The organism is Humibacter ginsengiterrae (genome assembly GCF_054780115.1).
Window position 1 is genome coordinate 18587 of record NZ_BAAGWY010000013.1, and the last position, 20994, is coordinate 39580.

The window sequence follows — 20994 nt, forward strand, 5'->3', positions numbered from 1 at the left end:
TGTGTCGTCAGGATATGAGGAGCGGGAATAAGGCGCGGGGATGCCAGGTCAGAGTCGTTCGAGGAACCGCTGGTGGAAGCGGGTGTCTCCGGCCATCTCGGGGTGGAAGGCGGTGCCGAGAAGGTTCCCCTGTTCCACCGCGACGACGCGGCCGTCGTCGAGTGCGGCGAGAACTGTGACGTCGTTACCGGCCTTCTCCACGATGGGGGCTCGGATGAAGACGGCATGCATCGGTTGGTCGCCAAGCGTCGACACGGTCAGGTCAGCCTCGAATGACTCCAGTTGCGATCCGAACGCGTTTCGCCGCGCCGTGATGTTCAGACCCCCGAGGGTCTGTTGACCTGGGCTCGCGTCGAGTACCCGATCGGCGAGCATGATGAGGCCGGCGCAGGTACCGTACACGGGCATCCCGTCTGTGATCCGTCGCCGAAGCGGTTCGAAGAGGCCGAACGTGCGGGCGAGCTTGTCCATCACGCTCGATTCGCCGCCAGGGATCACCAGACCGTCGATGCTGTTGAGGTCTTCGGGCCTGCGTACCAGGGCAACATCAGCGCCGAGGGATGCCAGCACTCGAGCGTGCTCCCTGAAGTCGCCCTGCAAGGCGAGCACACCGGCCCTGATCTTCGATCCTGAGCGGAACGATGACTCTCCGCGAAGTGTCACCAGCCGCGCTCGGCGAGCCGGTGCGGTGCAGGAAGGTCGCCGACGTTGATCCCGACCATCGCCTCACCCAGTCCGCGGGAGGCGTCAGCGATCGCCGACGGGTCGTCGTAGAACGTGGTCGCTTTGACGATCGCGGCCGCACGCTTCGCCGGGTCGCCGGACTTGAAGATGCCGGAGCCGACGAAGACGCCGTCCGCGCCCAGTTGCATCATCATGGCCGCATCGGCCGGTGTCGCGACACCGCCTGCGGTGAACAGCACGACGGGCAGCTTCCCGGTCTCAGCGATCTCCGCCACCAGCTCGTAGGGCGCCTGGAGCTCCTTCGCCGCCACGTAGAGCTCGTCCTTCGTCATGGACTTCAGAGCGTTGATCTCGCCGGTGATCTTCCGAATGTGCTTGGTCGCCTCCGAGACATCCCCCGTGCCGGCCTCACCCTTCGACCGGATCATCGCCGCACCTTCGGTGATGCGCCGCAGCGCCTCGCCCAGGTTGGTGGCCCCGCAGACGAACGGCACAGTGAACGGCCACTTGTCGATGTGGTTCACGTAGTCCGCCGGAGACAGCACCTCGGACTCGTCGATGTAGTCCACACCGAGCGCCTGCAACACCTGCGCCTCCACGAAGTGCCCGATGCGCGCCTTCGCCATGACCGGGATGGAGACCGCCGAGATGATCCCGTCAATCAGGTCAGGGTCGCTCATGCGCGCGACGCCACCCTGGGCGCGGATGTCCGCCGGCACCCGCTCGAGGGCCATCACCGCAACGGCGCCCGCATCCTCAGCGATGCGTGCCTGCTCCGGTGTGACGACGTCCATGATGACGCCACCCTTGAGCATCTCCGCCAGTCCGCGCTTGACGCGGTTGGAACCTACCTGGTGTGTCTCTTCGACGTCGCTCACGACCCCGATTTTACTGGAGTACTGCGACCGTCAGACCGTCGTGCTATGCCAGAACCAGAGATACCGGCAGGTACCTCAGTGGAAGGACACCGGGATGATGGGATACGGGTACGCCGGAATGGCGATGATGTGGCCGTGGATGCTCGTATGGATCGTGGTCGGCGTCGCTGCCATCGTCGCTCTGATTCTGTTGATCATCCGGCTCGCACGAGGTAACTCACCACGAGAGCAGTGGACGGGCCAGCGCACTGACTCGGCTCGTCGCATCCTCGATGAACGGTATGCGCGAGGCGAGATCGACCACGACGAATACCAGAAGCGCCGCGAAATGCTGCAGTGACCCATAGTGACTCGATCGGTCCTATGACCGGACGAGCCGCGCGATCGCGTCGGATGCTTCCTTCAGCTTCGCGTTCGCCTCGTCGCCGCCGCTTTTGACGGCATCGGACACACAGTGCTTGAGGTGGTCGTCCATCAGTCCGAGCGCGACGGACTGCAGCGCGGAAGTGAGGGCGGAGATCTGGGTGAGGATGTCGATGCAGTACTTCTCCTCATCGACCATCCGATAGACACCGCGTGCCTGACCCTCGATGCGTTTGAGCCGGTTCAAATACTTCCGTTTGTCCGTGATGTAACCGTGTGATGCGTGTTCTTCTTCAGTCATCGTCATTCCTTGATGGACAGAGCAGCTCGGGTGCTCACCTCCGGTCGCAGGTCCAGCCGCCTCAGTAGTTGCGCGTTCAGCGCGACCACGATGGTCGATAGCGACATCAGAATCGCACCGACCGACATCGGCAGCACGAATCCGATCGGGGCGAGCACCCCGGCCGCCAGTGGGACAGAGATCAGGTTGTAGCCGGCAGCCCACCACAGATTCTGCTTCATCTTGCTATAGCTGCGGCGAGACAGCTCGATCACCGAGAGCACCGACCGCGGATCGTCGCTGGCCAGGATGACGCCGGCCGAGGCGATCGCGACGTCCGTTCCCGCTCCGATCGCGATGCCGACATCGGCCTGAGCGAGCGCCGGCGCATCGTTCACACCGTCACCCACCATCGCGACCCTGCGTCCCTCGGCCTGCAGCTCCTTCACCTTCGCGGACTTGTCTTCCGGCCGCACGCCGGCGAAGTAGCGGCCGATGCCGAGGTCGGCGGCGACGGATGCGGCGACCGCTTCCGCATCGCCGGTGATCATGACCACGTGAACGTGCTGCGCATGCAGCGCCTGAATCGCGTGCCGGGACTCCTCACGCACTTCATCGGCGAGCTTCAGTACCCCGATCGCGCGCCCATCGGCCAGCACGTGCAGCACAATCGCACCCTCCGTGCGCCACCCGGCGGCTGCATCCAGTTCCTCGGCGCTCTCCCGCTCGAGCAGGTTCGGACCGCCGACCTGCACGCGCACGCCGTCGACCATCGCAGTCACGCCGACGGCCGGAGAAGACTCGAACCCGGTGGCACGGGGCACGGTCAGTCCCCGGTCGTTCGCGGCCTTGACGATCGCCCGGGCCAGCGGATGTTCGGAGTCGGCCTCTGCAGCAGCCGCGAGGGCGAGCATCCGGCCCTCATCGATACCAGCGGATGCCTGAACCGCTGACACCGTCGGCTCCCCCTTGGTGAGGGTGCCGGTCTTGTCGAACAGAATGGTGTCGACGGTGCGCATGCTTTCCAGGGCGAGCCGGTCCTTGATCAGAACACCGCCGCGCGCTGCTCGCTCCGTCGCGATCGAGACCACAAGCGGAATCGCCAGGCCCAGAGCGTGCGGGCAGGCGATCACCAGCACGGTAATCGTACGCACGACCGCGTCATCAGGCAGGCCGATAAGGGTCCAGACGAGAGCGGTGACGATGCCGGCGCCGAGCGCGAACCAGAACAACCATCCAGCCGCGATGTCGGCAATCCGCTGCGCACGCGACGACGAGTTCTGCGCCTCGGTCACCAGGCGTTGAATGCCAGCAAGGGCCGTGTCCTCGCCGACTGCCGTGATCTCGATGCGGACTCCCGAGTCGGTAGCGACGGTTCCCGCGACGACCGGGTCGCCCGCTTCCCGGCGCACCGTGCGCGACTCGCCGGTGATCATCGACTCGTCCATGCTCGCCGCCCCGTCGACGATCGTGCCATCGGCCGGTACCCGACCGCCTGGCCGCACGACCAACAGATCGCCGACCCGCAGCTCGGACGGGACCACCGTGACCGTTCGGTCGCCCTCGACGCGTTCCGCCTCGTCCGGCAGCAGCGCGGTAAGGGAGTCGAGTGCTGAGGTCGTCTGGGCGAGGGAACGCATCTCGATCCAGTGCCCCAGCAGCATGATCACGATCAGCAGCGCAAGTTCCCACCAGAAGTCGAGCTGATGGTCGATAATGCCCAAGCTCGCACCCCACGACGCCAGGAACGCAACCGTGATCGCCAGCGCGATCAGCAGCATCATGCCCGGCTTGCGAGCGCGCAACTCCCCGACCGCGCCGGTGAGGAACGGCGCACCACCCCACGCATACATCACGGTGCCCAGCACCGGCGAGATCCAACTGGCCCATGCCGCATCCGGCAGGGTGTAGCCGAGGATCATCGCGAACATGCGCGAGAACGCGACCACCGGAACGGCGATCACCAGCATGACCCAGAACAGGCGTCGGAACCGGGCGACGTGACCACTCATGTCATGCCCGGCATGGCCGGACATATCATGCCCCGTGCCGCCAGACATGTCGTGAGCACTCATCGCGTGCGGTGCGTGCTCATCGGACCGCTCGTCCACGAGGTTCGCGGGACCGTTTTCATGCCGGTCGGTCATCATTCTGCTCCGTACCGTGTTTGGAGTGGCTGATTACTTGCGGATATAGGCGCTGCGGTGGATCCGGGGCTCAGGCGTTCTGCAGTGACGCCGACGCCCGCGCCTGCGGATACACACGGTCGTTTGCGCCGGCCGTGGAGCGGAATCTCCGCAGCCGGAGACTGTTGCTGACGACGAAGACGCTCGAGAACGCCATGGCGGCGCCGGCGATCATCGGGTTCAGCAGGCCGAGTGCAGCAAGCGGGATTGCCGCCACGTTATACGCGAAGGCCCAGAACAAGTTGACCTTGATCGTTCCCAACGTGCGGCGGGAGAGCCGGATGGCATCCGCCGCGGAACGCAGGTCGCCGCGCACCAGGGTGAGATCGGCAGCCTCGATCGCGACATCAGTCCCCGTGCCCATGGCCAGCCCCAGGTCGGCCTGCGCGAGCGCCGCAGCGTCGTTCACGCCGTCGCCCACCATCGCGACGACGTTGCCTTGCCCTTGCAAGCGGCGGACGACGTCGACCTTGTCCTTCGGGAGCACCTCGGCGATGACCTCATCGATGCCCACCTCCGCCGCAACCCTGCGCGCCACGATGTCGTTATCACCTGTCAGCAGTACAGGAGTCAGTCCCAGACGGGTGAACTGTGCGACAGCCTCGGCGCTGGTGTCTTTGACCGCATCGGCCACCACGAGAACCGCCCGGGCAGCACCGTCCCATGCGACGAGCACGGCGCTCTGGCCAGCAGACTCCGCAGCAGTCTTCGCCGCCGTGAGCGTGGCATCCGTCGTGACCGACCACTCGCCCAGCAGCGAGTCGCGACCGACGAGCACAAGCTGTCCCTCGACCACGCCCTGCACACCCTTGCCCTCGACACTCACGAACGACTCGGCCACAGGCAGGGTGCCCACGCGTTGCGTCGCAGCCTTCGCGATGGCCTGCGCGATCGGGTGCTCGGAGGCGTCCTCGACAGCACCGGCCAGGCGAAGCACCTCAGCCTCGTCGACCCCGTCTGCGGTATGCACGGACAGGAGCGTCATATTGCCGGTCGTCACGGTGCCGGTCTTATCGAGCACGATCGTGTCGACCTTGCGTGTGGACTCCAGCACCTCGGGACCCTTGATCAGGATGCCCAGCTGAGCCCCGCGGCCGGTGCCCACCAACAATGCGGTCGGCGTGGCCAGCCCCAGCGCGCAGGGGCAGGCGATGATCAGTACCGCGACCGCTGCGGTGAACGCCGCCTCCGCGGGGAACCCGAGCAGGAACCATACGGCGAGCGTCACCAGGGCGATACCGATCACGATCGGAACGAAGACCCCGGACACCCGGTCGGCGAGGCGTTGCACCTCGGCCTTACCCGACTGTGCGTCTTCCACGAGCTTGGCCATCTGCGCCAGCTGCGTATCCGCTCCCACTCGCGTAGTCCTGATCACCAGCCGGCCGCTGGCGTTCACCGTGGCACCGACCACCGCGTCACCGGGCGCCACTTCGACCGGCACCGATTCACCTGTCAGCATCGACGCATCCACGGCGCTCGTCCCGCTGACGATGACACCGTCTGTCACGATCTTCTCCCCCGGCCGCACCACGAACTCGTCACCGACCGAAAGCTGCTCCGTCGGGACCCGGGTCTCCACCCCGTCTCTGAGCACGGCGACGTCTTTCGCGCCGAGCTCGAGCAGCGCCCGCAGTGCGGCGCCGGCCCGCCGCTTGGACCGCTTCTCGAAATAGCGCCCGGCAAGCACGAACATCGTCACACCAGAGGCGACCTCGAGATAGATGTTCCCGGCACCGTCGCTCGGCGCGATCGTGAACTCGAACCCGTGCCGCATGCCCGGCATGCCCGCCGTACCGAAGAACAGTGCGTACAGAGACCACACCAGCGCGGCGATGGTGCCGACCGACACCAGCGTGTCCATCGTCGCCGCACCGTGACGCAGATTCGTCAACGCCGCCTTGTGGAACGGCCAGCCCGCCCAGACAATCACCGGGGCGGCGAGAGCGAGTGACAGCCATTGCCAATACGTGAACTGCAGCGCCGGAGCCATCGCCAGCACGATCACCGGCACCGACAGCACCACGCTGCCGATCAGCCGCTGCCGCAACGACACGAGTTCAGCATCCGGAGCATCCACACCTGAACGATCCGAGGATCGTTTCGGCTCATCGGTCTTCACCGGCAGTACAGCCGTGTACCCGGCCTTCTCGACCTCGGCGATCAACGCCTGCGGGTTCAGGCCCACCGGAGCGATGACGCGCGCCTTCTCAGTGGCGTAGTTCACCGTCGCCTGAACGCCGTCGAGCTTGTTCAGCTTCTTCTCGATCCGCATCGCGCAGGACGCGCACGTCATCCCGCCGACCTCCAGCTCGATACTGGCAGCCGCGGCACCCGTCGCCGACGTTGTCATCTACTCCTCCGTGATTCGTTCACACGTTGCACTGCCCAGCGGGATGCGCCGCTACCTCAGGCGGGAACTGCCCGGTAGCCCGCCTCTTCCACCGCTGCCAGAACCTGGCCGTCCTCAACACCGGTGCCGGTGACGACGAGCTTGCCGCTCGCAGCAGAAACTTGGATGCCCTCCACGCCGGGGATCTGCTCCACCTCTTCACGCACCGACATCTCGCAGTGCCCGCAGGTCATCCCGGTCACCTGGTATTCGGTCGTCGTCATCTTCATCCTCCTGGACATACGCGCGAGGGGTATCCTCGTTACTCGACAACATGATACCCCCCACCCGTATTCCCGCAACGATGTGTCTTCGTGGGTGCGAGTGCGGTGGCTGGCCGACCCCGGTGAGGCGGATGCGATTAAGCGCTTGGCGCCTCACCGGAGCCGGTGCGGACGTCGAAACTGCGCCGGATCAGTCGATCGCGGCGAGCATGGTCCTCATCTCGGAGATCTCCGCGGTCTGCGACGTGACGATGCTGTTCGCAAGCTTCTTCGCCGCCGCGTCCTTGCCGCCGGACTGTTCCTGTTTCGCCATGTCTACGGCGCCCTGATGGTGTTCGATCATCAGGCTCAAGAACTTCTTGTCGAAGGCAGTCCCGGTGGCGGCCTTGAGGTCCTCCATGTCGCTTGGAGTCATCCCTGGCATGGAACTCATGTCGGATCCGGGCGAGGACGTTCCCGTTCCCGACATGTCGTGACTCGAGTCGTTCGGACTCGACCCCATGCCCGGCATTGTCTCCGGCTCAGCCCAGCCCTTCAGCCAGCCCTGCATTCTGGTGATCTCGGGCTGTTGCGCCGCCTTGATCTTCACGGCCAGATCTTTGACCTCCTGCGATGCCGCCCGTGACGGGGCGAGGTCTGCCATCTCGATCGCGCCCCGGTGGTGCACGATCATCATCTGCGCAAACATGACGTCCTGCGCATTATGCGACGCAGCCGGAGCCGAGGACGACGAATGCGACATTCCTGGCGTGTCACCCATGCTGGAACTCGTGCAACCGGCCAATAGTCCGCCAGCGGCCAAGACGACTCCGGCCAAAGCGAAACGCGGTGCGATTTTCATAGTGGTACTCCAAGTAGGTTGATGCGGTTCAAGGAAGCAAACACGGACTCGGCCACAGGACAGAGTCCTCCCGCGCATCACCTCCGCAGCACTTGAAGCGCGACTATGCGCTCGGCTCCCCGCATCCCAACCATGGGACGCCCGACGCCGAAGACCGAGAGAGGGCGCCAGCCGAAGGCATTACTTCGCATCAGCGGGAGCGCGAGCATCAACAGCAACGCACCCCCAACCAGGAACAAGCACGCGTGCATTGCCTCATGCGACGGCGAACCCATCGCCGATCTGACAACGCCGCCCACGGCATCCACCATCGACAGAGCGACTCCCGGCAATTCCGGTGACGTTGAATCCGCCAGCGCTGCACCGGCATCCGGGGCAACATGTGCCATGACATGGCCGGATGTCGCGGGGGCAGCCATCATGGGAGTGTCGATCACGGTATGCATCGCAGCGATTCCGAGGATGAGCCCTAGCGATAAGAGGGCACGCAAAACGACCGCGGTGGCTGTTCGCCCCCACCCATTCGCGCGTGCACCCACCCGGGAAATGATACCCGGGAGAGGTATCAGCATCGGTCCGAACGAACTCTCACCAGACTCTCACAGGCAACGCCGTAGTGCCCCCGTCGACAATGGACCGACAATCAACGAAGGACGCCATCAATGCCCTCTGGATCCAGCGCTCGCAGCCGGGAAGCCCGGCGAAAAGCGGCAGAGCTTCTCCGCGAGTAGCGCGCTCGAGAGCGCAGGAACCGCATCATCATGTGGTCGGCTATCGCCGCTGCCGTGGTCATCGTCGTCGGCGGGGTCTCGGTGGTCCTGGTCACGGCGAAGCCCAGCCTCAAGGCGTCCCCCGCGGTACCCGCGACACCGGCGCGCACTGCCAGCGGCGCCACCGACGCCCCTCCGTGGCCCGCACCCGCGGATCCGACAGCGCGCGCGAAAGCCGCCGGGCTCGGCATGCTGAGCAGCGAAGGGTCCGTGGAGCACATCCATTCCCACCTGACCGTCACAGTCGACGGGCAGCCAGTGCCGGTTCCCGCGCTTATCGGCGTGGACGAGAACGCACAAACGCTCTCACCCCTTCACACGCACGATGCATCAGGCATCCTGCACGTCGAATCACCGGTGAAAGCGCAGTTCACCCTCGGTCAGGTCTTCACAGAGTGGAACGTCGCCCTCAGCTCGAAGCGGATCGGGTCCCTCGATACAGCATCGGGCGACACCATCACGGCTTTCGTCAACGGCAAGAAGGTCTCCGGTGACCCCGCGGCGATCACATTGGCGGACCGCGCAGACATCGACATCGTCGTCACTCGCAACGGCACCAAGGCGACGCCGCCGCCCCCTTTCACCTGGCCGTCGGGGTACTAGACACGGTCACAGCGCAAAGCACCGCTGTCGCGAGTCGGTGCATACCTGCGCGAGACGGTGCGCCGACGCTGGCGCCTCACCCGAGCAGCGCAGTCATAGGTGCCGCGCCGCCGTCATTGCTGGTCAGAGCGGCGAGCCCCCACTCGGTTTCGATGGTGCGCAGCAGCGAGTAGTGCGTGATTTCTGCCGCGGAGACGGTGTGTCGTCGAGCTGCGGACCCTGCGAAGACGCAGGTGACGACGTTGTTCGTCTGGTCTCCTTCATCGAAGGTGATGACGAGCAGCGAACGCTGCGTGGTGAATGCTGGGGGGGCGAGGATGCGTGGAACGTTCGACTGCAGCCAGGCGTCGCCGGTCGCGATCGAGCAGCCGTGCATGTCGTTGCACAGGGTCGGGCTGATGAACACGTAGTTCGGCAGGCTCGTGGTCGACGCGAGGTCGGCGGCAAGTTGAGTGTACGGAACGTCGTGAGCGGCGCAGTATGCCGCGTTGCTTGTCACGTCCGGGAAGTAGAGGAACGGGTTGTGTTTGACCGCGTATGAACCGGAGTTGGCAGTGGTGCAGGGTGCGGGCATGCTTTCGGCGTACATCTTCCAGGTTCGTCCTGACCGGTCGATTTCCTGCGTGATGTTCGGTCCGGTGTCGATGCAGGAACCTCCGGGCGGGTTGCAATCCGTTGTGATGCCGCCGGTGGTGCCGCTGGTCAGTGCGAGGTAGTTCGGCAGGCTCGGATGTGTCACCGCCGAGTATCGCGACGCCAGCGCATAAGTGTTCGCGAGGCTGTTCAGGTACGGAGCGTGTGCGTTCCCGATCACCGACTGCGCCGGTTTGTTCTCGTCGACGATGATGACGACGTGCTGCAACGGTCCGGTCGGGGCCCGGGCTGCCGGTGCTGGTCGAGACGCAGAACTGGAAGGCGTACCCGCGCTGGGATATACGTGATCGGGGTTTCCGGCGGTGCATCCGGTCAGGACGAGCGCGACCAGGACTCCGGATGCCAGGATGGCTGGCCAGCGCTTCACCGCGGCCCTTGCCGTGGTTGTGCGGGTGTCTCGGCGGGCTGTTCTCATTGCACCCGCCGTCTCGCGTGCAGTTCAAGGGCGACGGTGAAAGCGAGCGCGGTCAGGGCGAGGGGCATCACGGCCCAGAGAAGGCCAAGGCTGCCTGTGGCCGCGACAAGGCTGAACGCCAGGAGCGCAGCCGCGTAGAAGCCCACCGTGCCGATGACGAGGAGGGCGCCGGTGCTGCGTCTGTTGCGTCCCATGGTCCCAATCTGCGGGGGCCGCTCAGTCGTGACAACCGATTGCTGACGCTCTCTCAGGTGGGCGGCCACAGTCTCGGTCGCCTGCCAGCCGGTCTTCACTCGCTCTTATCTGAGGATCCCACCATGGAGGGAGATGTTCGGCTGGCCTCCCATCTCTCGGTTCTCCGTCGATTCTTCGAGTGCCCCGTGCTTGATGGAGGGAACGAGGGGCGACCGTAGCGGTGCCGAACTGAACGCGAAGGCTGAGGGAGATCCGGTTTGAGCGATACGTCGAGTCGGACTGCCACTCGCGTCGCGTCCGCAGCCGACTCGGCAGCGGAAGGGGCCGAACGGAGACGTTCGGCCCCGGACAGTCACCCGCCGTCCTCGGGACAGCGCGGCCTTGCAAGCGTCGTTCGCCTGCTGAACCGGCATCCGGTACTGGCGTTGACCGTGATGAGTGCCGTTGTCGCAGCGTTTCACGTGGATGCGATGCCGATCTCGTGGCACTTCTTCCGGACGGCCGGTGAACTGGTGCTCAACGGTTCGGTGCTTCACGTCTACTCGACGCATCCTCAACTGCAGTTCGGTCCGTTCACGTTCCTGGTCGCAACCCCCCTGTCGCTGCTGCCCACCCCGGTCGGGGCCGTCGTCGCGTCACTGCTGATGACCGGCCTCGGCGTCGCCACGTTGACCTTGATGTTCAAGACACTTGCGCTGCGCGACCGGCGAGCTTCGGTCGTGTGGTGGATCGGTGCTGCCGTCGCCTTGGTGGCGTGGGCCGAACTGGCGATACGTTACGGGCACTTGGATGACGCGCTTGCGTTGGCGTTCCTCGCCTCAGCTCTGTTCGCACTCCGCCGCGGACACCCGGCGTTCGCTGCTCTCCTGCTCGCGGGCAGTGTCGATGCAAAACCCTGGGCTGTTCCCGCGGCGGCGCTGCTGCTGCTGGCCGAGCGCCGTCTGTGGGCGCCTCTGTTCGTGCTGTGGGGCGCCACGATCGCGGCCTGCTGGATTCCTTTCCTCGTGACCAGTGCGCACATGATCAACGCGGCGCGATTCGCCATTCCCATAGAACCGGCCTCAACGCTGTCACTGCTTCCTGTTCACACCACGGTTACCCCCTGGTGGTGCCGACCTGCCCAGCTACTCGTCGCCACTGGTCTAGCTGTTGTAGCGGTCCGCTGGCGTTCGGCCGCCGCCGCGATCGCGGTGATCTTCGCGGTCCGGCTCGGGCTGGACCCCAGTGTGAAGGGCTATTACGACATCGAACTCATACTCGGCACCGTCCTGTGCGACCTGGCCTTGTTCCGCGGTCGTCTGCCGTGGGCCACCCTGACAGCGGCGGCTTCAGTGTACGCACCGACTTACCTACTGACTGGGCTGCCGGCACTTCACGCCTGGGTACGCACGGCCGGGCTGATCGGCGTCACGATCGCGGTGCTCGTCGGCGCCCATTCAGCGGAACGGCAACGCCAGGCCAATCGCGTCCTGACTGCCTAATCGTCGTCCCCTCGCCGAGCCCGAGGGTGATCTTGGGCGAATCTTGGGCCGTTGCCGGGAGTGTTCTCCCATGTCCACAGATACTCAGACGGCGAACGGTACGAGCATCCGAAAACCGGTGAATCGGATACTGCGCCGTTCCGGGCACCCGGTGGCCGTTCTCGTCACGGCGGGGGTGGTGATCGTCGTACTCACCGGCGTCGGATTCCTGCTGCGGTCGAACCCGGTCGATCTGGCGCTATCCCAGACTCTCAACGTCATGCACACGGGATCCTTCGGTCGTCTCACGAATCGCGTGTACGAGGTGTTCGCTCCCGTGCCCGCAATCGCTTTGACCGTGGTCGTCACGGGTGTCATCTGGGTACTCAGCAGGCAATTGCGGGTTGCGGTGGCATTCGCTGGAGTTGTTGCGGTGACCTGGATTCCGTCTGACATTGTGAAGCTACTCGTGCATCGACCGCGACCGGATGTGCACCTGCTGGCGCACCCGTTCGCTCCGGTACAGCTCGATCCGTCGTATCCAAGCGGTCACACGGTCTTTGTCACGGCATTCGTTCTGGCGCTGCTCTTCGTGCTCCGCAGCACTCGCTGGTTTCCGGCCGGGGTCATCCTCGGAACAGTCCTGATTGTCGGCGTCGCCGTGCCGCTGGCCATCGATGCGGTGCACTATCCGACTGACGTCGCGGCATCGGTCGTCTGGTCGCTTGCGGTCGCTCCCGCGGCACGCCTCATCTGGGTGGACTGGTTGATGCCGCTCGTGCCCTTCCTCAGAGATCCGGCCCGTATACCGCACCGTGTCGCTGCGCGATCCGGGAGCTGATGAGGCACTCAGGCGAGGTGTCAGTTAGCGGCATCTTGGCGCCCCCTGAGAACGAGAACAGCAGCATGTCCTTGATGCGTGACATCAATCGGGCTGCTCTAGGCACCGAAAGCGCGTGGCGGTTCCAACCATTGAGATGAGGTACTCGTGCGGTCGATGAGCATTCCCAGCCCAGATCCTGCGTTGGCCCAATTCCATATCGGGCCATTGACGATCCACACGTACGCGCTCTGCATCCTTGCTGGCATCATCGCGGCAGTGATCATCACCTCACAGCGCCTGGCCCACCGGGGTGCCGACCGCGGCGTGGTCGTCGACGTGCTGATCTGGGCAGTACCGCTCGGCATCGTCTGCGCACGGCTCTATCACGTGTTCACACACATCGGCGACTACTTCTACCCCGGCGCGAACTTGTGGAACGTCTTTGCCATCTGGGACGGCGGAAACGCGCTATACGGGTCGCTCCTGGGGGGTGCGCTCGGCGCGTATATCGCTTGCCGCCGCGCGGGCCTTCGGTTCTGGTCCTTCGCAGATGCGCTGGCGCCCGGGATGCTGGTGGCGCAATCGTTAGGTCGCCTGGGGAACTATTTCAATCACGAGCTCTTCGGCCTTCCGACGACGCTGCCGTGGGGACTGCAGATTGAATCCAGCAATCCGAAGTTCCCGCCCGGCCTACCAGCGGGAACCCTGTTCCACCCTGTATTTCTCTACGAAATCATCTGGAACCTGACCGGTGTGGTCATCATCCTCGTTCTCGAACGACGCCTGTCTCTTCGTTTGGGACGCGCGTTCGCTGTGTACCTGATCTGGTATGGCCTGGGTCGCAGTTGGCTGGAAGCGATCAGAATCGATCCGACGAGCGACGGATTCCTCAGCATCCCCGCCAACGTCTGGGCCTCCTTCGTCGCCGTTGCTCTCGGTATCGTGCTCTTTGTTGTTCAGACGCGACGGCATCCAGGCCCCGAGGTGTCGCCGTACCTGCCGGGCAGAGGACCACGAGCTGCGGCAGAACGGCCCACGGTGGTTCCGGCGGACCGGTCGAACAGCGGACGCGAGGCGGTCTGATGGTGCACGGGATTCCCGCAACGGGCATCTTCGACGCCCAGTCCATGATCGACGGCGCGGGACCTTGGGCACTCATCGTTGTCTGCGGAGTGGTGTTCGCCGAGACCGGATTGCTCCTCGGCTTCTTCCTGCCAGGCGACACTCTCTTGTTCTTCGCGGGAGTCATGACCTTGACCGGCCATATTCGGCAACCACTCTGGCTCGTCATCGTGCTTGTCGGTGCTGCAGCGGCGATAGGCGGCCAGGTCGGGTACCTCATCGGATGGCGATCGGGCCCGGCCGTCTTCGACCGACGCGAGTCGGGGTTCTTCAGCCGCACAAGCGTGGAACGCACGCACCGATTCTTCGACCGATTCGGCGCGGCATCCATCCTTCTTGCACGATTCGTCCCCGTAGTTCGCACCTTCGCCCCGGTCGCGGCCGGAGTAGGCAAGATGCGCGGCTGGACTTTTACCATTCTCAACATCGCTGGCGCGTATGCCTGGGCCGCGGCCGTAACGATCGCCGGGTTTCTGCTCGGCCAGGTGCCAGGCGTTGCAGATTTCGTCTCCCGGTACATCGACATGGTGCTCATCGCCATCGTCGTGCTCTCGGTGGGACCGCTCCTGCTACGAGTCATTCTGGTCCGGCGCGCTCGCCTACGGAAGCAGGCAGGAACACCGGCTGACGAGAGCCCTGAGACGGCCGGCAGTCGGAGATAGATCATCCGCCACGCCAGCTCGTGAACGTATGGTTGGAGTATGGGCATGCATCACGGCCGCTCAAGGGGAACCGCAGGCCCCGAACGTGATCCGCGGCCGCTTATGCGGTACGAAAGCGCCGCTCTGGCGCAGATTGCGGGCGCCGTTGCTCTCATGGTGGCCGCCGTGTGGGTGGCTACCCAACTGCCTTTGTTCGGGGGCACCGGCATCGGCCAAGACATTGCGCTGTTCTCATGCGTCTCCGGAACGCTGCTCGCCTTGTCCGTGCTCATCGGATGGGTCAGGCATCGGCGGGCTCACGATGAACGTTCAGGCCCCTGGGAAGTCATGGTGGGCATCATCTTCGCGGTCGTGGCCCTCAGCGCCTGCCTCGACGCCCTGGCCGTTCTGGAGTACCTGATCCACAAATGAACAGGTACCTGCCCTAACCCACGCCGGTGAATCCACCGCGGCCCGCAACGTAGGCGACCGCGACAGACCCGGCAACCGCGAGCATCATCGGAACGAGCATTGCCGGGCCCTCGTTAGTGAACTCGAGCACAAGGATCAGCGCGGTCAACGGTGCTCGCATCGAGGAAGCCAGAAACGCAGCAGCCCCGATCACAGCAAACGCGGCGGGCGGAACTCCGGGCCACAGCAATCCCCACACGCCACCGATCACCGCGCCGAGGGAAGCACCGATTGCCAACGATGGGGTGAGGGTGCCGCCCGCCGCGCCGCTTCCGATGGTGCCGACCGTCGCGAAGACCTTCACCACCATGGCGACGGCGATCACTCCGAGAGGAATCGTTGCTTCGAAGGCGATCTGGCCAAGGGACCGCCCATTTCCGAGCACAGCGGGCAAGGCGACACCGACCAACCCGACGGCGGCGAACACGGCGGGCATCACGACGAGGATCCCCCAGGACCTCGGCCGGTGCGCTTGTGCGAGTCGCGCCAGTTTGACGAACCCGATCGCGGCTAGGCCGAGCACCGGACCGGCCAGCACCGACCAGATCAGCAACGAGGGCGACTGATCGAACTTCGGAACCACGTAGAGGGGCGTCGAGGGGACGACAAGTCGTGCGACCAGAGTTCCTATCGCGGCTGTCGCCAGCGCGGGCAGAACCGTCGCGAAGCTGATCTCGGACAGCAGGATCTCGATAGCGAAAACCGCCCCGCCCAACGGGACGTTATAGACGGCGGCAAGGCCTGCACCCGCGCCGCAGGCAACGAGAATGCGACGTTCCCGGGCACTCACGCCCACACGCTCGCTGAACCACCCGGCCAACCAGGCGCCGAGCTCACGCGGCGCAACCTCACGCCCGATCGATGCCCCGAGCCCGACGATGACGATTTGGAGCGCGGCGTTGGCGAGCGTCACGATCGATGGCATCCGCCGCCCGGCGACGCTCGCCTCGACAGAGACGAACGCGCGGCCCCAGCGTCTCAGCGCCCACCACCCGAAGCCCCCGATGACGCCCGCGCACGTCAAGGCGACTACGCGTGTCCACGGCGGCGCGTTCAGCAACCCTTCGAGGAACGTCCCGCCCGAGTAGCCGTACGCGAAGTGTTGAATCAGATGAAGTCCCGCTGCCACAACCAGACCGCTCAGGCCCGATCCGACACCGACCAGGACAGTCGCCACAATCAGGCGAAGCAACCACGAAGGCGCTACCGGATTCGATGAGCGCCTCACCTGACGATGCTATCGATCAATAGCGCCTCCTTTTACGCGATTCTTGCGACGGAGGGATGAGTAGCTGGTCATAGCGCGGGATCGGTCCGACGCGTTTGAGGAGTGGCAGCTTGTCGAGTGTGCGCATTCCGATGCGGTTCCAAACGCCGGTGAAGAAGACGGCGGCGGTGAGAGCAAGGAGGACGGAGCCCATGACGTCGGTCAGGTAATGGGCACTGACGTAGAGCCTGGTGGCACTCATGCCAAGGATGGCAAGGATGCCGACGGCAGCGACGGGAAACTGCCACCGCGTGCGGCGGGCAAAGAGGAAGCACGCGATCGCATAGCAGGCGATGAAGGTGGTGTGTCCGCTGGGGAAGCTGTCATGCCCGCTTTCCGCCAGCAAGGGATGGTCGAGCAGTGACGCATTCGGGCGGGGCTCCCCGACGGCGACTTTGAAGATCTCGGAGCAGAGCCATCCGAATGCTGCCAGGCCGGTGAAGGCGAATGCGTTGACCGGCGAGCGGCGCACGAGCAGCAGGTAGAGGAACGAGATCGCGACAATCACCAGGATGCCCGGCGGTGAGAACACGGTGGACAGTGCGATGCTCGCCCAGTTCAGGATCGGTTGCTGATGATCGGTGAGTTCCTCGTCCAGTGCGAGTTCGGCGGGGAGGACGCCGGGGATCAGCTTCGCGGCGAAGCCGAGCAGGAAGAGGACGAGGGTGCCGGCCAGGCTCGCCAGCAACCAGTGCCGCAGTTGCGGGAGTCGTGCGAGCCGGATGCGCGGATCGGAGGTTCTCCCCGGGACGGTCGTGCTCATCGAGCCTCTTCCGGGTCCGCGGGGAGAGTGTTGGCGGCGGCGGAACCGCGCATCGCGTCGTAAACCATCTCGGCGTATTCCCCCAGGATGTCTTCACAATGCCGCAGCCGCTCCTCGGCCGCGTCGGCTTCGGGCAGGGCAAGGATGTCACGCTTCTTCAGGTCGCGGTACCAGCGCCGCAATCGATCGAGACTTTGCTCTTCCTCTTCAAGCTCGCCGAAGGTGAACTTCTGTTTGGCGATCTCGCGGGCGATCTCTTCCTCGTACTTGCCGCAGTCGGCCTCGAACTCGTTCCACTCGTCCAGCCGAGCAGACCTGAACGCGTCCGCGATCAGAGCCTCACCGGCCTGCGTGCGCGGACTGGCATCGATCACAGCGAACACTCCCCCGCCCGCCTGAGCGAGCTCTTCCGCCCGCTGGAGCGAACTGGTGAAGGCCGGCGCTGCCGGCATCGCCCAGGCTCCTTGAGACACGGGCACAGCACCGCCCTTGCGCAGCTCCCGCCAGACCGCCACCCGGTGACGGGACGGTTCCGAGGGCAACTGCACGAAGACCAGAACCCAACTCACATCTGCCGTCACGACCATGAGCGTAACGTTCGTCACATGAAGGCGGGCCGTGAGCACACCCTGCTGGATCGGACGTTCTTCATCAGTCTGATCCTGAAAGGCTTGGACGGCGTGCTCGAACTTGTCGGCGGCGTCGCGCTTCTGCTCGTCACACCAGCGCAGATCGCTGCGGCCGTCCGGGCGCTTACCCGTCATGAGCTGAGCGAGGATCCGCACGACCTGATCGCGAACTGGCTCATCACCTACAGCAATACCCTTGATGTCTCCGCGACATTATTCGGCGCGATTTACCTCCTGCTCCACGGAATCGTCAAGGTCTTCCTCGTCGTCGCCGTCCTTCGCGACAGACTCTGGGCATACCCGTGGCTGATCGGATTCCTAGTGCTCTTCATCGGGTACCAGGGCTACGAACTCATCCTCCACTTCAGTTGGGGACTCCTCCTGCTCACCGCATTCGACATCTTCATCGTCATGCTCACCGCACGCGAATACCGCCTCCACAAGCGGCGGCGCACACAACGAATTGACCTAGAGACGAACCCCTGAACCAGCGGATGTGTAACGGTCGTTACAATGCGTCTATGGCATCGACGCGAACCCGACGCGGAACCCTAGCGCCGCTGTACCTCGCCGGATTCACCACTGCGTTCGGAGCGCACGGTGTGGCGGCAGTTCTGGGAATCGAAGCAAGCAGGCTCGGCCATTCACTGCTCACCTTCGGATTGATGCTGGCTCTTTACGACCTGGCCGAAGTCGTGCTCAAACCGGTCTTCGGCGCGCTCAGCGACAGGATCGGGGTGAAGCCGGTCATCATCGCAGGGCTGATCGCCTTCGCGTTCGCCTCGGCTCTTCCGAGCCTCAGCCCGACAACGGTCACTATGGCGCTGGCGCGGCTCGGGCAAGGTGCAGCCGCGTCCGCGTTCTCACCCGCTTCCTCGAGTGCTCTGGCGCGGCTGGCCGGGCAGGGCCGTCTGGGAAGCTACTTCGGCCGCTATGGGGCATGGAAAAGCATCGGCTACGCCGCGGGACCAGTCCTTGGCGCGCTGCTCCTCACACTCGCGGGTATCGGTGCCGTCTACACCACCCTGGTCGTACTGGCGCTGATCGCAGCCGGATGGGTCGCGATGGGTGTTCCGCCACTGCCCACGATGCAGCGAACTCAGTACACGCTGGCGGACCTCGTCCGCCAGACCGCCGACCGCAGCTTCGTCATTCCGGCACTCGCCCTGGCGACCACGACGGCGATCCTCGGCGCCGCGGTCGGCTACCTCCCCCTCCTGCTCACCCGCGCAGGACTCGACCCGATGCCGAGTGCAGCCCCTCTTGCAGTGATCGCGGTGCTCTCCGCTGCCGCCCAACCGCTAGTCGGGCGAATTCACGACAACGCCGGGATCAGCGCACGAGCCGGGATTACAGCAGCGCTGGTCATCGGAACGACCGGCATGCTGCTCATGATGTGGACGACGCCGGCTGCCTTGTACGCATCCGCCGTCCTCATCGGCCTGAGCGTCGGCATCACGACGCCACTCGCCTACGCGCACCTGGCGGCGACCACGCCGAGCAACCGGCTCGGGCGAACGATGGGCAGCGCCGAACTCGGACGTGAACTCGGCGACGCGGGCGGCCCGCTCCTCGTCGGCGCAATCGCAGCCTCGGCCGGTGTCACCGGTGGGGCGGCAGCTCTAGCACTCGTGGCCACCGCAGCTGCCGCGAGCACGGCTCTCGGGCTCAAACGATCAGGCTCAGCGGAACCCAACGTCGCGTGAGGTCGTCCACCCTTCGGCTGACGGGTGGTCAACCGCTTGCTGAAATCCACCGATGCCGCGCAACTGTTCGCCCGGACGCCACTGGTGGGCCGCGCCTACCCGGTGCTCGGTGGCTCGAACTTGGGCGACCGATCTTCGGCCGCCGCTGCCACTCGATCTTCGTCGGAGATTTCCTCCAGACTGCGTTGCGCTGTTTCAGGGATGAGCAGGGTGAGCAGGGTGCCGATCAGCGCCATTCCCGCGGAGAAGAGCAAGGCGCCGGAGATGCCGATCGCGGCGAAGATCACCGGGAACAGATAGACGCCGATGAACGCGCCGAGTTTCGCGACTCCGGCCGATATTCCGTGCCCCGTGGTACGGGCGGCGGTCGGAAAGACCTCCGCCGACAATACGAACGTTGTCGTATTCGGCCCGAATTCGGCGAAGAAGAAGCTGATTCCGAAGAGCACGATGAATGGAATGATCGCATCCGTGATGCCGGGAATGATCCCGATCAGTAGGAACGCCAGACCCATCAGGGGAAACCCGATGAGCTGCAACCGGCGGTGGCCGATTCGGTCCATGAAGATTACCGCGAGGATGTAACCGGGCAGCGCCGCGACGGTGAACATGATCAGGTTGAACGCGAGAGACTGCTCGATCGTCGCGCCCGCACCCAAAACGTCCTTCACTATGAGAGGCGCGGAGACGGCGTTGCCATAGTACGCGTAGTCGAAAACGAACCAGGTGCCTGCGGTGCCCAATAGGCTGAGCACGTATCTGCGGTGGGTGATGAACGTCCGGAACGACATCCGTGCTGCCTTCGTCGTGGTGAGCTCCGGGGGCATGATCTGCGAATACGTCCTCTGTTTCCTCGCAGCTTTCTCTTCTCGCCCTTTCACCTTGGCCAGGAACCGCGCCGACTCGGGCATCTTCCTGCGGGCGTACAACACCGCCGCGGCGGGGAGTGCACCGAAACCGAGCATGAGTCGCCACGCGAGGTCGTGGTCCATTCCAGTACTCAGCAGCGCCAGACCGACACCGTAACCGACCATCGTGCCGAGGGCCTGTAGCGCAAACACTGAACCGACCAGGCGTCCTCGGTTCCTGCGATTGGAGTACTCGCTCATCAACACAGCAGAAACGGGATAGTCCCCGCCGATGCCGAGTCCCAGGATGAACCGGAAGACGATCAACCACACGATGTTCGGCGAGAAAGCGGAAGCCAGGGCGAAGACCAACATTATCGCCGCCTCGAAACCATAGATCTTCTTACGGCCAAGCCAGTCCGCCAAACGGCCGTACACGATGGCGCCGAAGAACGCTCCCAGAAGGGTCATCGAGTTGATCAGCCCCACCTCGACCGGCGTCAGATGCCAGTCCGGCAGGATCAACGCCGAGGCTGTACCGATGATGAAAAGGTCGTACGAGTCGGTGAAGAAGCCCATACCCGAGGTAAAGACCGCCCTGACGTGGAACCGAGAGATTCGTACCTCGTCCAACGCTTTGCCTACATCAATATTCTTGGACACTGCGACCTCCCGCCGACGCGCGTGCGAAGCGCGTCTTCAGCGTACGTTTTCGTTGCAGCTTGCATGTAGCGCTGATCCAGCAACTGCGGGCACCGGCAACCTGCTACCGGCCGAGA

Annotated in this window: 22 protein-coding genes; 9 read left to right on the forward strand and 13 right to left on the reverse strand. The window is 64.7% G+C overall.

Annotated elements, in window-relative coordinates; genetic code table 11:
* Nucleotides 1-48 precede the first annotated feature (48 nt).
* Complete coding sequence (gene pdxT, locus ACYVII_RS14570) at nucleotides 49-663, reverse strand: pyridoxal 5'-phosphate synthase glutaminase subunit PdxT (protein WP_460536334.1); 615 nt, start codon at nucleotides 661-663, stop codon at nucleotides 49-51.
* A complete protein-coding gene (pdxS, locus tag ACYVII_RS14575) occupies nucleotides 660-1562 on the reverse strand; it encodes a pyridoxal 5'-phosphate synthase subunit PdxS (protein ID WP_460536336.1) in 903 nt (300 codons plus the stop codon). Before pdxS ends, pdxT begins: the two co-directional genes overlap by 4 nt.
* 94 nt (nucleotides 1563-1656) lie before the next feature.
* Here pdxS and ACYVII_RS14580 point away from each other — a divergent pair, with 94 nt between their 5' ends.
* A complete protein-coding gene (locus tag ACYVII_RS14580; protein ID WP_460536338.1) occupies nucleotides 1657-1902 on the forward strand; it encodes an SHOCT domain-containing protein in 246 nt (81 codons plus the stop codon).
* Nucleotides 1903-1923: 21 nt separating this feature from the next.
* Here ACYVII_RS14580 and ACYVII_RS14585 read toward each other — a convergent pair whose 3' ends face one another.
* From ACYVII_RS14585 to ACYVII_RS14605, 5 genes are all read right to left on the reverse strand, one after another.
* On the reverse strand, nucleotides 1924-2232 hold the full coding sequence (locus ACYVII_RS14585; RefSeq protein ID WP_460536341.1) for a metal-sensitive transcriptional regulator: 309 nt from the start codon (nucleotides 2230-2232) through the stop codon (nucleotides 1924-1926).
* Nucleotides 2229-4355: an HAD family hydrolase gene (locus tag ACYVII_RS14590; RefSeq protein ID WP_460536343.1), complete on the reverse strand. Its 2127-nt coding sequence runs from the start codon at nucleotides 4353-4355 to the stop codon at nucleotides 2229-2231. Before ACYVII_RS14590 ends, ACYVII_RS14585 begins: the two co-directional genes overlap by 4 nt.
* Before the next feature lie 67 nt (nucleotides 4356-4422).
* Nucleotides 4423-6744, reverse strand: coding sequence for a heavy metal translocating P-type ATPase (locus ACYVII_RS14595; RefSeq protein ID WP_460536345.1), 2322 nt, complete (start codon nucleotides 6742-6744; stop codon nucleotides 4423-4425).
* A gap of 56 nt (nucleotides 6745-6800) precedes the next feature.
* Nucleotides 6801-7007 (reverse strand): heavy-metal-associated domain-containing protein, encoded by a 207-nt coding sequence (locus ACYVII_RS14600; protein ID WP_460536346.1) that lies wholly within the window; start codon nucleotides 7005-7007, stop codon nucleotides 6801-6803.
* Between the two features lie 190 nt (nucleotides 7008-7197).
* Nucleotides 7198-7695 (reverse strand): DUF305 domain-containing protein, encoded by a 498-nt coding sequence (locus ACYVII_RS14605; RefSeq protein ID WP_460536348.1) that lies wholly within the window; start codon nucleotides 7693-7695, stop codon nucleotides 7198-7200.
* 914 nt (nucleotides 7696-8609) lie between these two features.
* On the opposite strand from ACYVII_RS14605, the gene ACYVII_RS14610 reads away from it, so the two are divergent.
* Nucleotides 8610-9221 carry a hypothetical protein gene (locus ACYVII_RS14610; protein ID WP_460536350.1) on the forward strand — a complete coding sequence of 204 codons (612 nt, stop codon included), beginning with the start codon at nucleotides 8610-8612 and terminating at the stop codon, nucleotides 9219-9221.
* Nucleotides 9222-9297: 76 nt separating this feature from the next.
* On the opposite strand, the gene ACYVII_RS14615 is transcribed toward ACYVII_RS14610, so the two are convergent.
* Both ACYVII_RS14615 and ACYVII_RS14620 read right to left on the reverse strand, forming a co-directional pair.
* Nucleotides 9298-10242 carry an alkaline phosphatase family protein gene (locus tag ACYVII_RS14615; RefSeq protein ID WP_460536352.1) on the reverse strand — a complete coding sequence of 315 codons (945 nt, stop codon included), beginning with the start codon at nucleotides 10240-10242 and terminating at the stop codon, nucleotides 9298-9300.
* 44 nt (nucleotides 10243-10286) lie between these two features.
* Nucleotides 10287-10484, reverse strand: coding sequence for a hypothetical protein (locus ACYVII_RS14620; RefSeq protein WP_460536354.1), 198 nt, complete (start codon nucleotides 10482-10484; stop codon nucleotides 10287-10289).
* A 258-nt stretch (nucleotides 10485-10742) separates the two neighbouring features.
* Here ACYVII_RS14620 and ACYVII_RS14625 point away from each other — a divergent pair, with 258 nt between their 5' ends.
* From ACYVII_RS14625 to ACYVII_RS14645, 5 genes are all read left to right on the forward strand, one after another.
* Nucleotides 10743-11966 carry a hypothetical protein gene (locus ACYVII_RS14625; protein ID WP_460536357.1) on the forward strand — a complete coding sequence of 408 codons (1224 nt, stop codon included), beginning with the start codon at nucleotides 10743-10745 and terminating at the stop codon, nucleotides 11964-11966.
* Between the two features lie 70 nt (nucleotides 11967-12036).
* Nucleotides 12037-12786 (forward strand): phosphatase PAP2 family protein, encoded by a 750-nt coding sequence (locus tag ACYVII_RS14630; RefSeq protein ID WP_460536360.1) that lies wholly within the window; start codon nucleotides 12037-12039, stop codon nucleotides 12784-12786.
* A gap of 156 nt (nucleotides 12787-12942) precedes the next feature.
* A complete protein-coding gene (gene lgt, locus ACYVII_RS14635; RefSeq protein ID WP_460536362.1) occupies nucleotides 12943-13851 on the forward strand; it encodes a prolipoprotein diacylglyceryl transferase in 909 nt (302 codons plus the stop codon).
* A complete protein-coding gene (locus tag ACYVII_RS14640) occupies nucleotides 13851-14552 on the forward strand; it encodes a DedA family protein (RefSeq protein ID WP_460536364.1) in 702 nt (233 codons plus the stop codon). The genes lgt and ACYVII_RS14640 overlap by 1 nt, the downstream gene beginning before the upstream one ends.
* A 39-nt stretch (nucleotides 14553-14591) precedes the next feature.
* Nucleotides 14592-14963 carry a hypothetical protein gene (locus tag ACYVII_RS14645; protein ID WP_460536366.1) on the forward strand — a complete coding sequence of 124 codons (372 nt, stop codon included), beginning with the start codon at nucleotides 14592-14594 and terminating at the stop codon, nucleotides 14961-14963.
* A 13-nt stretch (nucleotides 14964-14976) separates the two neighbouring features.
* Here the strand turns inward: ACYVII_RS14645 and ACYVII_RS14650 are convergent, their stop codons facing one another.
* The 3 genes from ACYVII_RS14650 to ACYVII_RS14660 all read right to left on the reverse strand — a co-directional run bounded on the left by ACYVII_RS14650 (nucleotide 14977) and on the right by ACYVII_RS14660 (nucleotide 17619).
* On the reverse strand, nucleotides 14977-16230 hold the full coding sequence (locus ACYVII_RS14650; RefSeq protein WP_460536368.1) for a chloride channel protein: 1254 nt from the start codon (nucleotides 16228-16230) through the stop codon (nucleotides 14977-14979).
* Between the two features lie 16 nt (nucleotides 16231-16246).
* Nucleotides 16247-16957, reverse strand: coding sequence for a phosphatase PAP2 family protein (locus ACYVII_RS14655; RefSeq protein ID WP_460536370.1), 711 nt, complete (start codon nucleotides 16955-16957; stop codon nucleotides 16247-16249).
* Between the two features lie 71 nt (nucleotides 16958-17028).
* Entirely contained in the window at nucleotides 17029-17619 is a 591-nt protein-coding gene (locus ACYVII_RS14660) for a Chromate resistance protein ChrB (RefSeq protein WP_460536372.1), read from the reverse strand.
* Nucleotides 17620-17637: 18 nt separating this feature from the next.
* Here ACYVII_RS14660 and ACYVII_RS14665 point away from each other — a divergent pair, with 18 nt between their 5' ends.
* Both ACYVII_RS14665 and ACYVII_RS14670 read left to right on the forward strand, forming a co-directional pair.
* Nucleotides 17638-18147: a DUF2127 domain-containing protein gene (locus ACYVII_RS14665; protein WP_460536374.1), complete on the forward strand. Its 510-nt coding sequence runs from the start codon at nucleotides 17638-17640 to the stop codon at nucleotides 18145-18147.
* A 35-nt stretch (nucleotides 18148-18182) separates the two neighbouring features.
* A complete protein-coding gene (locus ACYVII_RS14670; protein ID WP_460536376.1) occupies nucleotides 18183-19367 on the forward strand; it encodes an MFS transporter in 1185 nt (394 codons plus the stop codon).
* A 95-nt stretch (nucleotides 19368-19462) separates the two neighbouring features.
* Here ACYVII_RS14670 and ACYVII_RS14675 read toward each other — a convergent pair whose 3' ends face one another.
* Nucleotides 19463-20878 (reverse strand): MFS transporter, encoded by a 1416-nt coding sequence (locus ACYVII_RS14675; protein WP_460536378.1) that lies wholly within the window; start codon nucleotides 20876-20878, stop codon nucleotides 19463-19465.
* Nucleotides 20879-20994 lie beyond the last annotated feature (116 nt).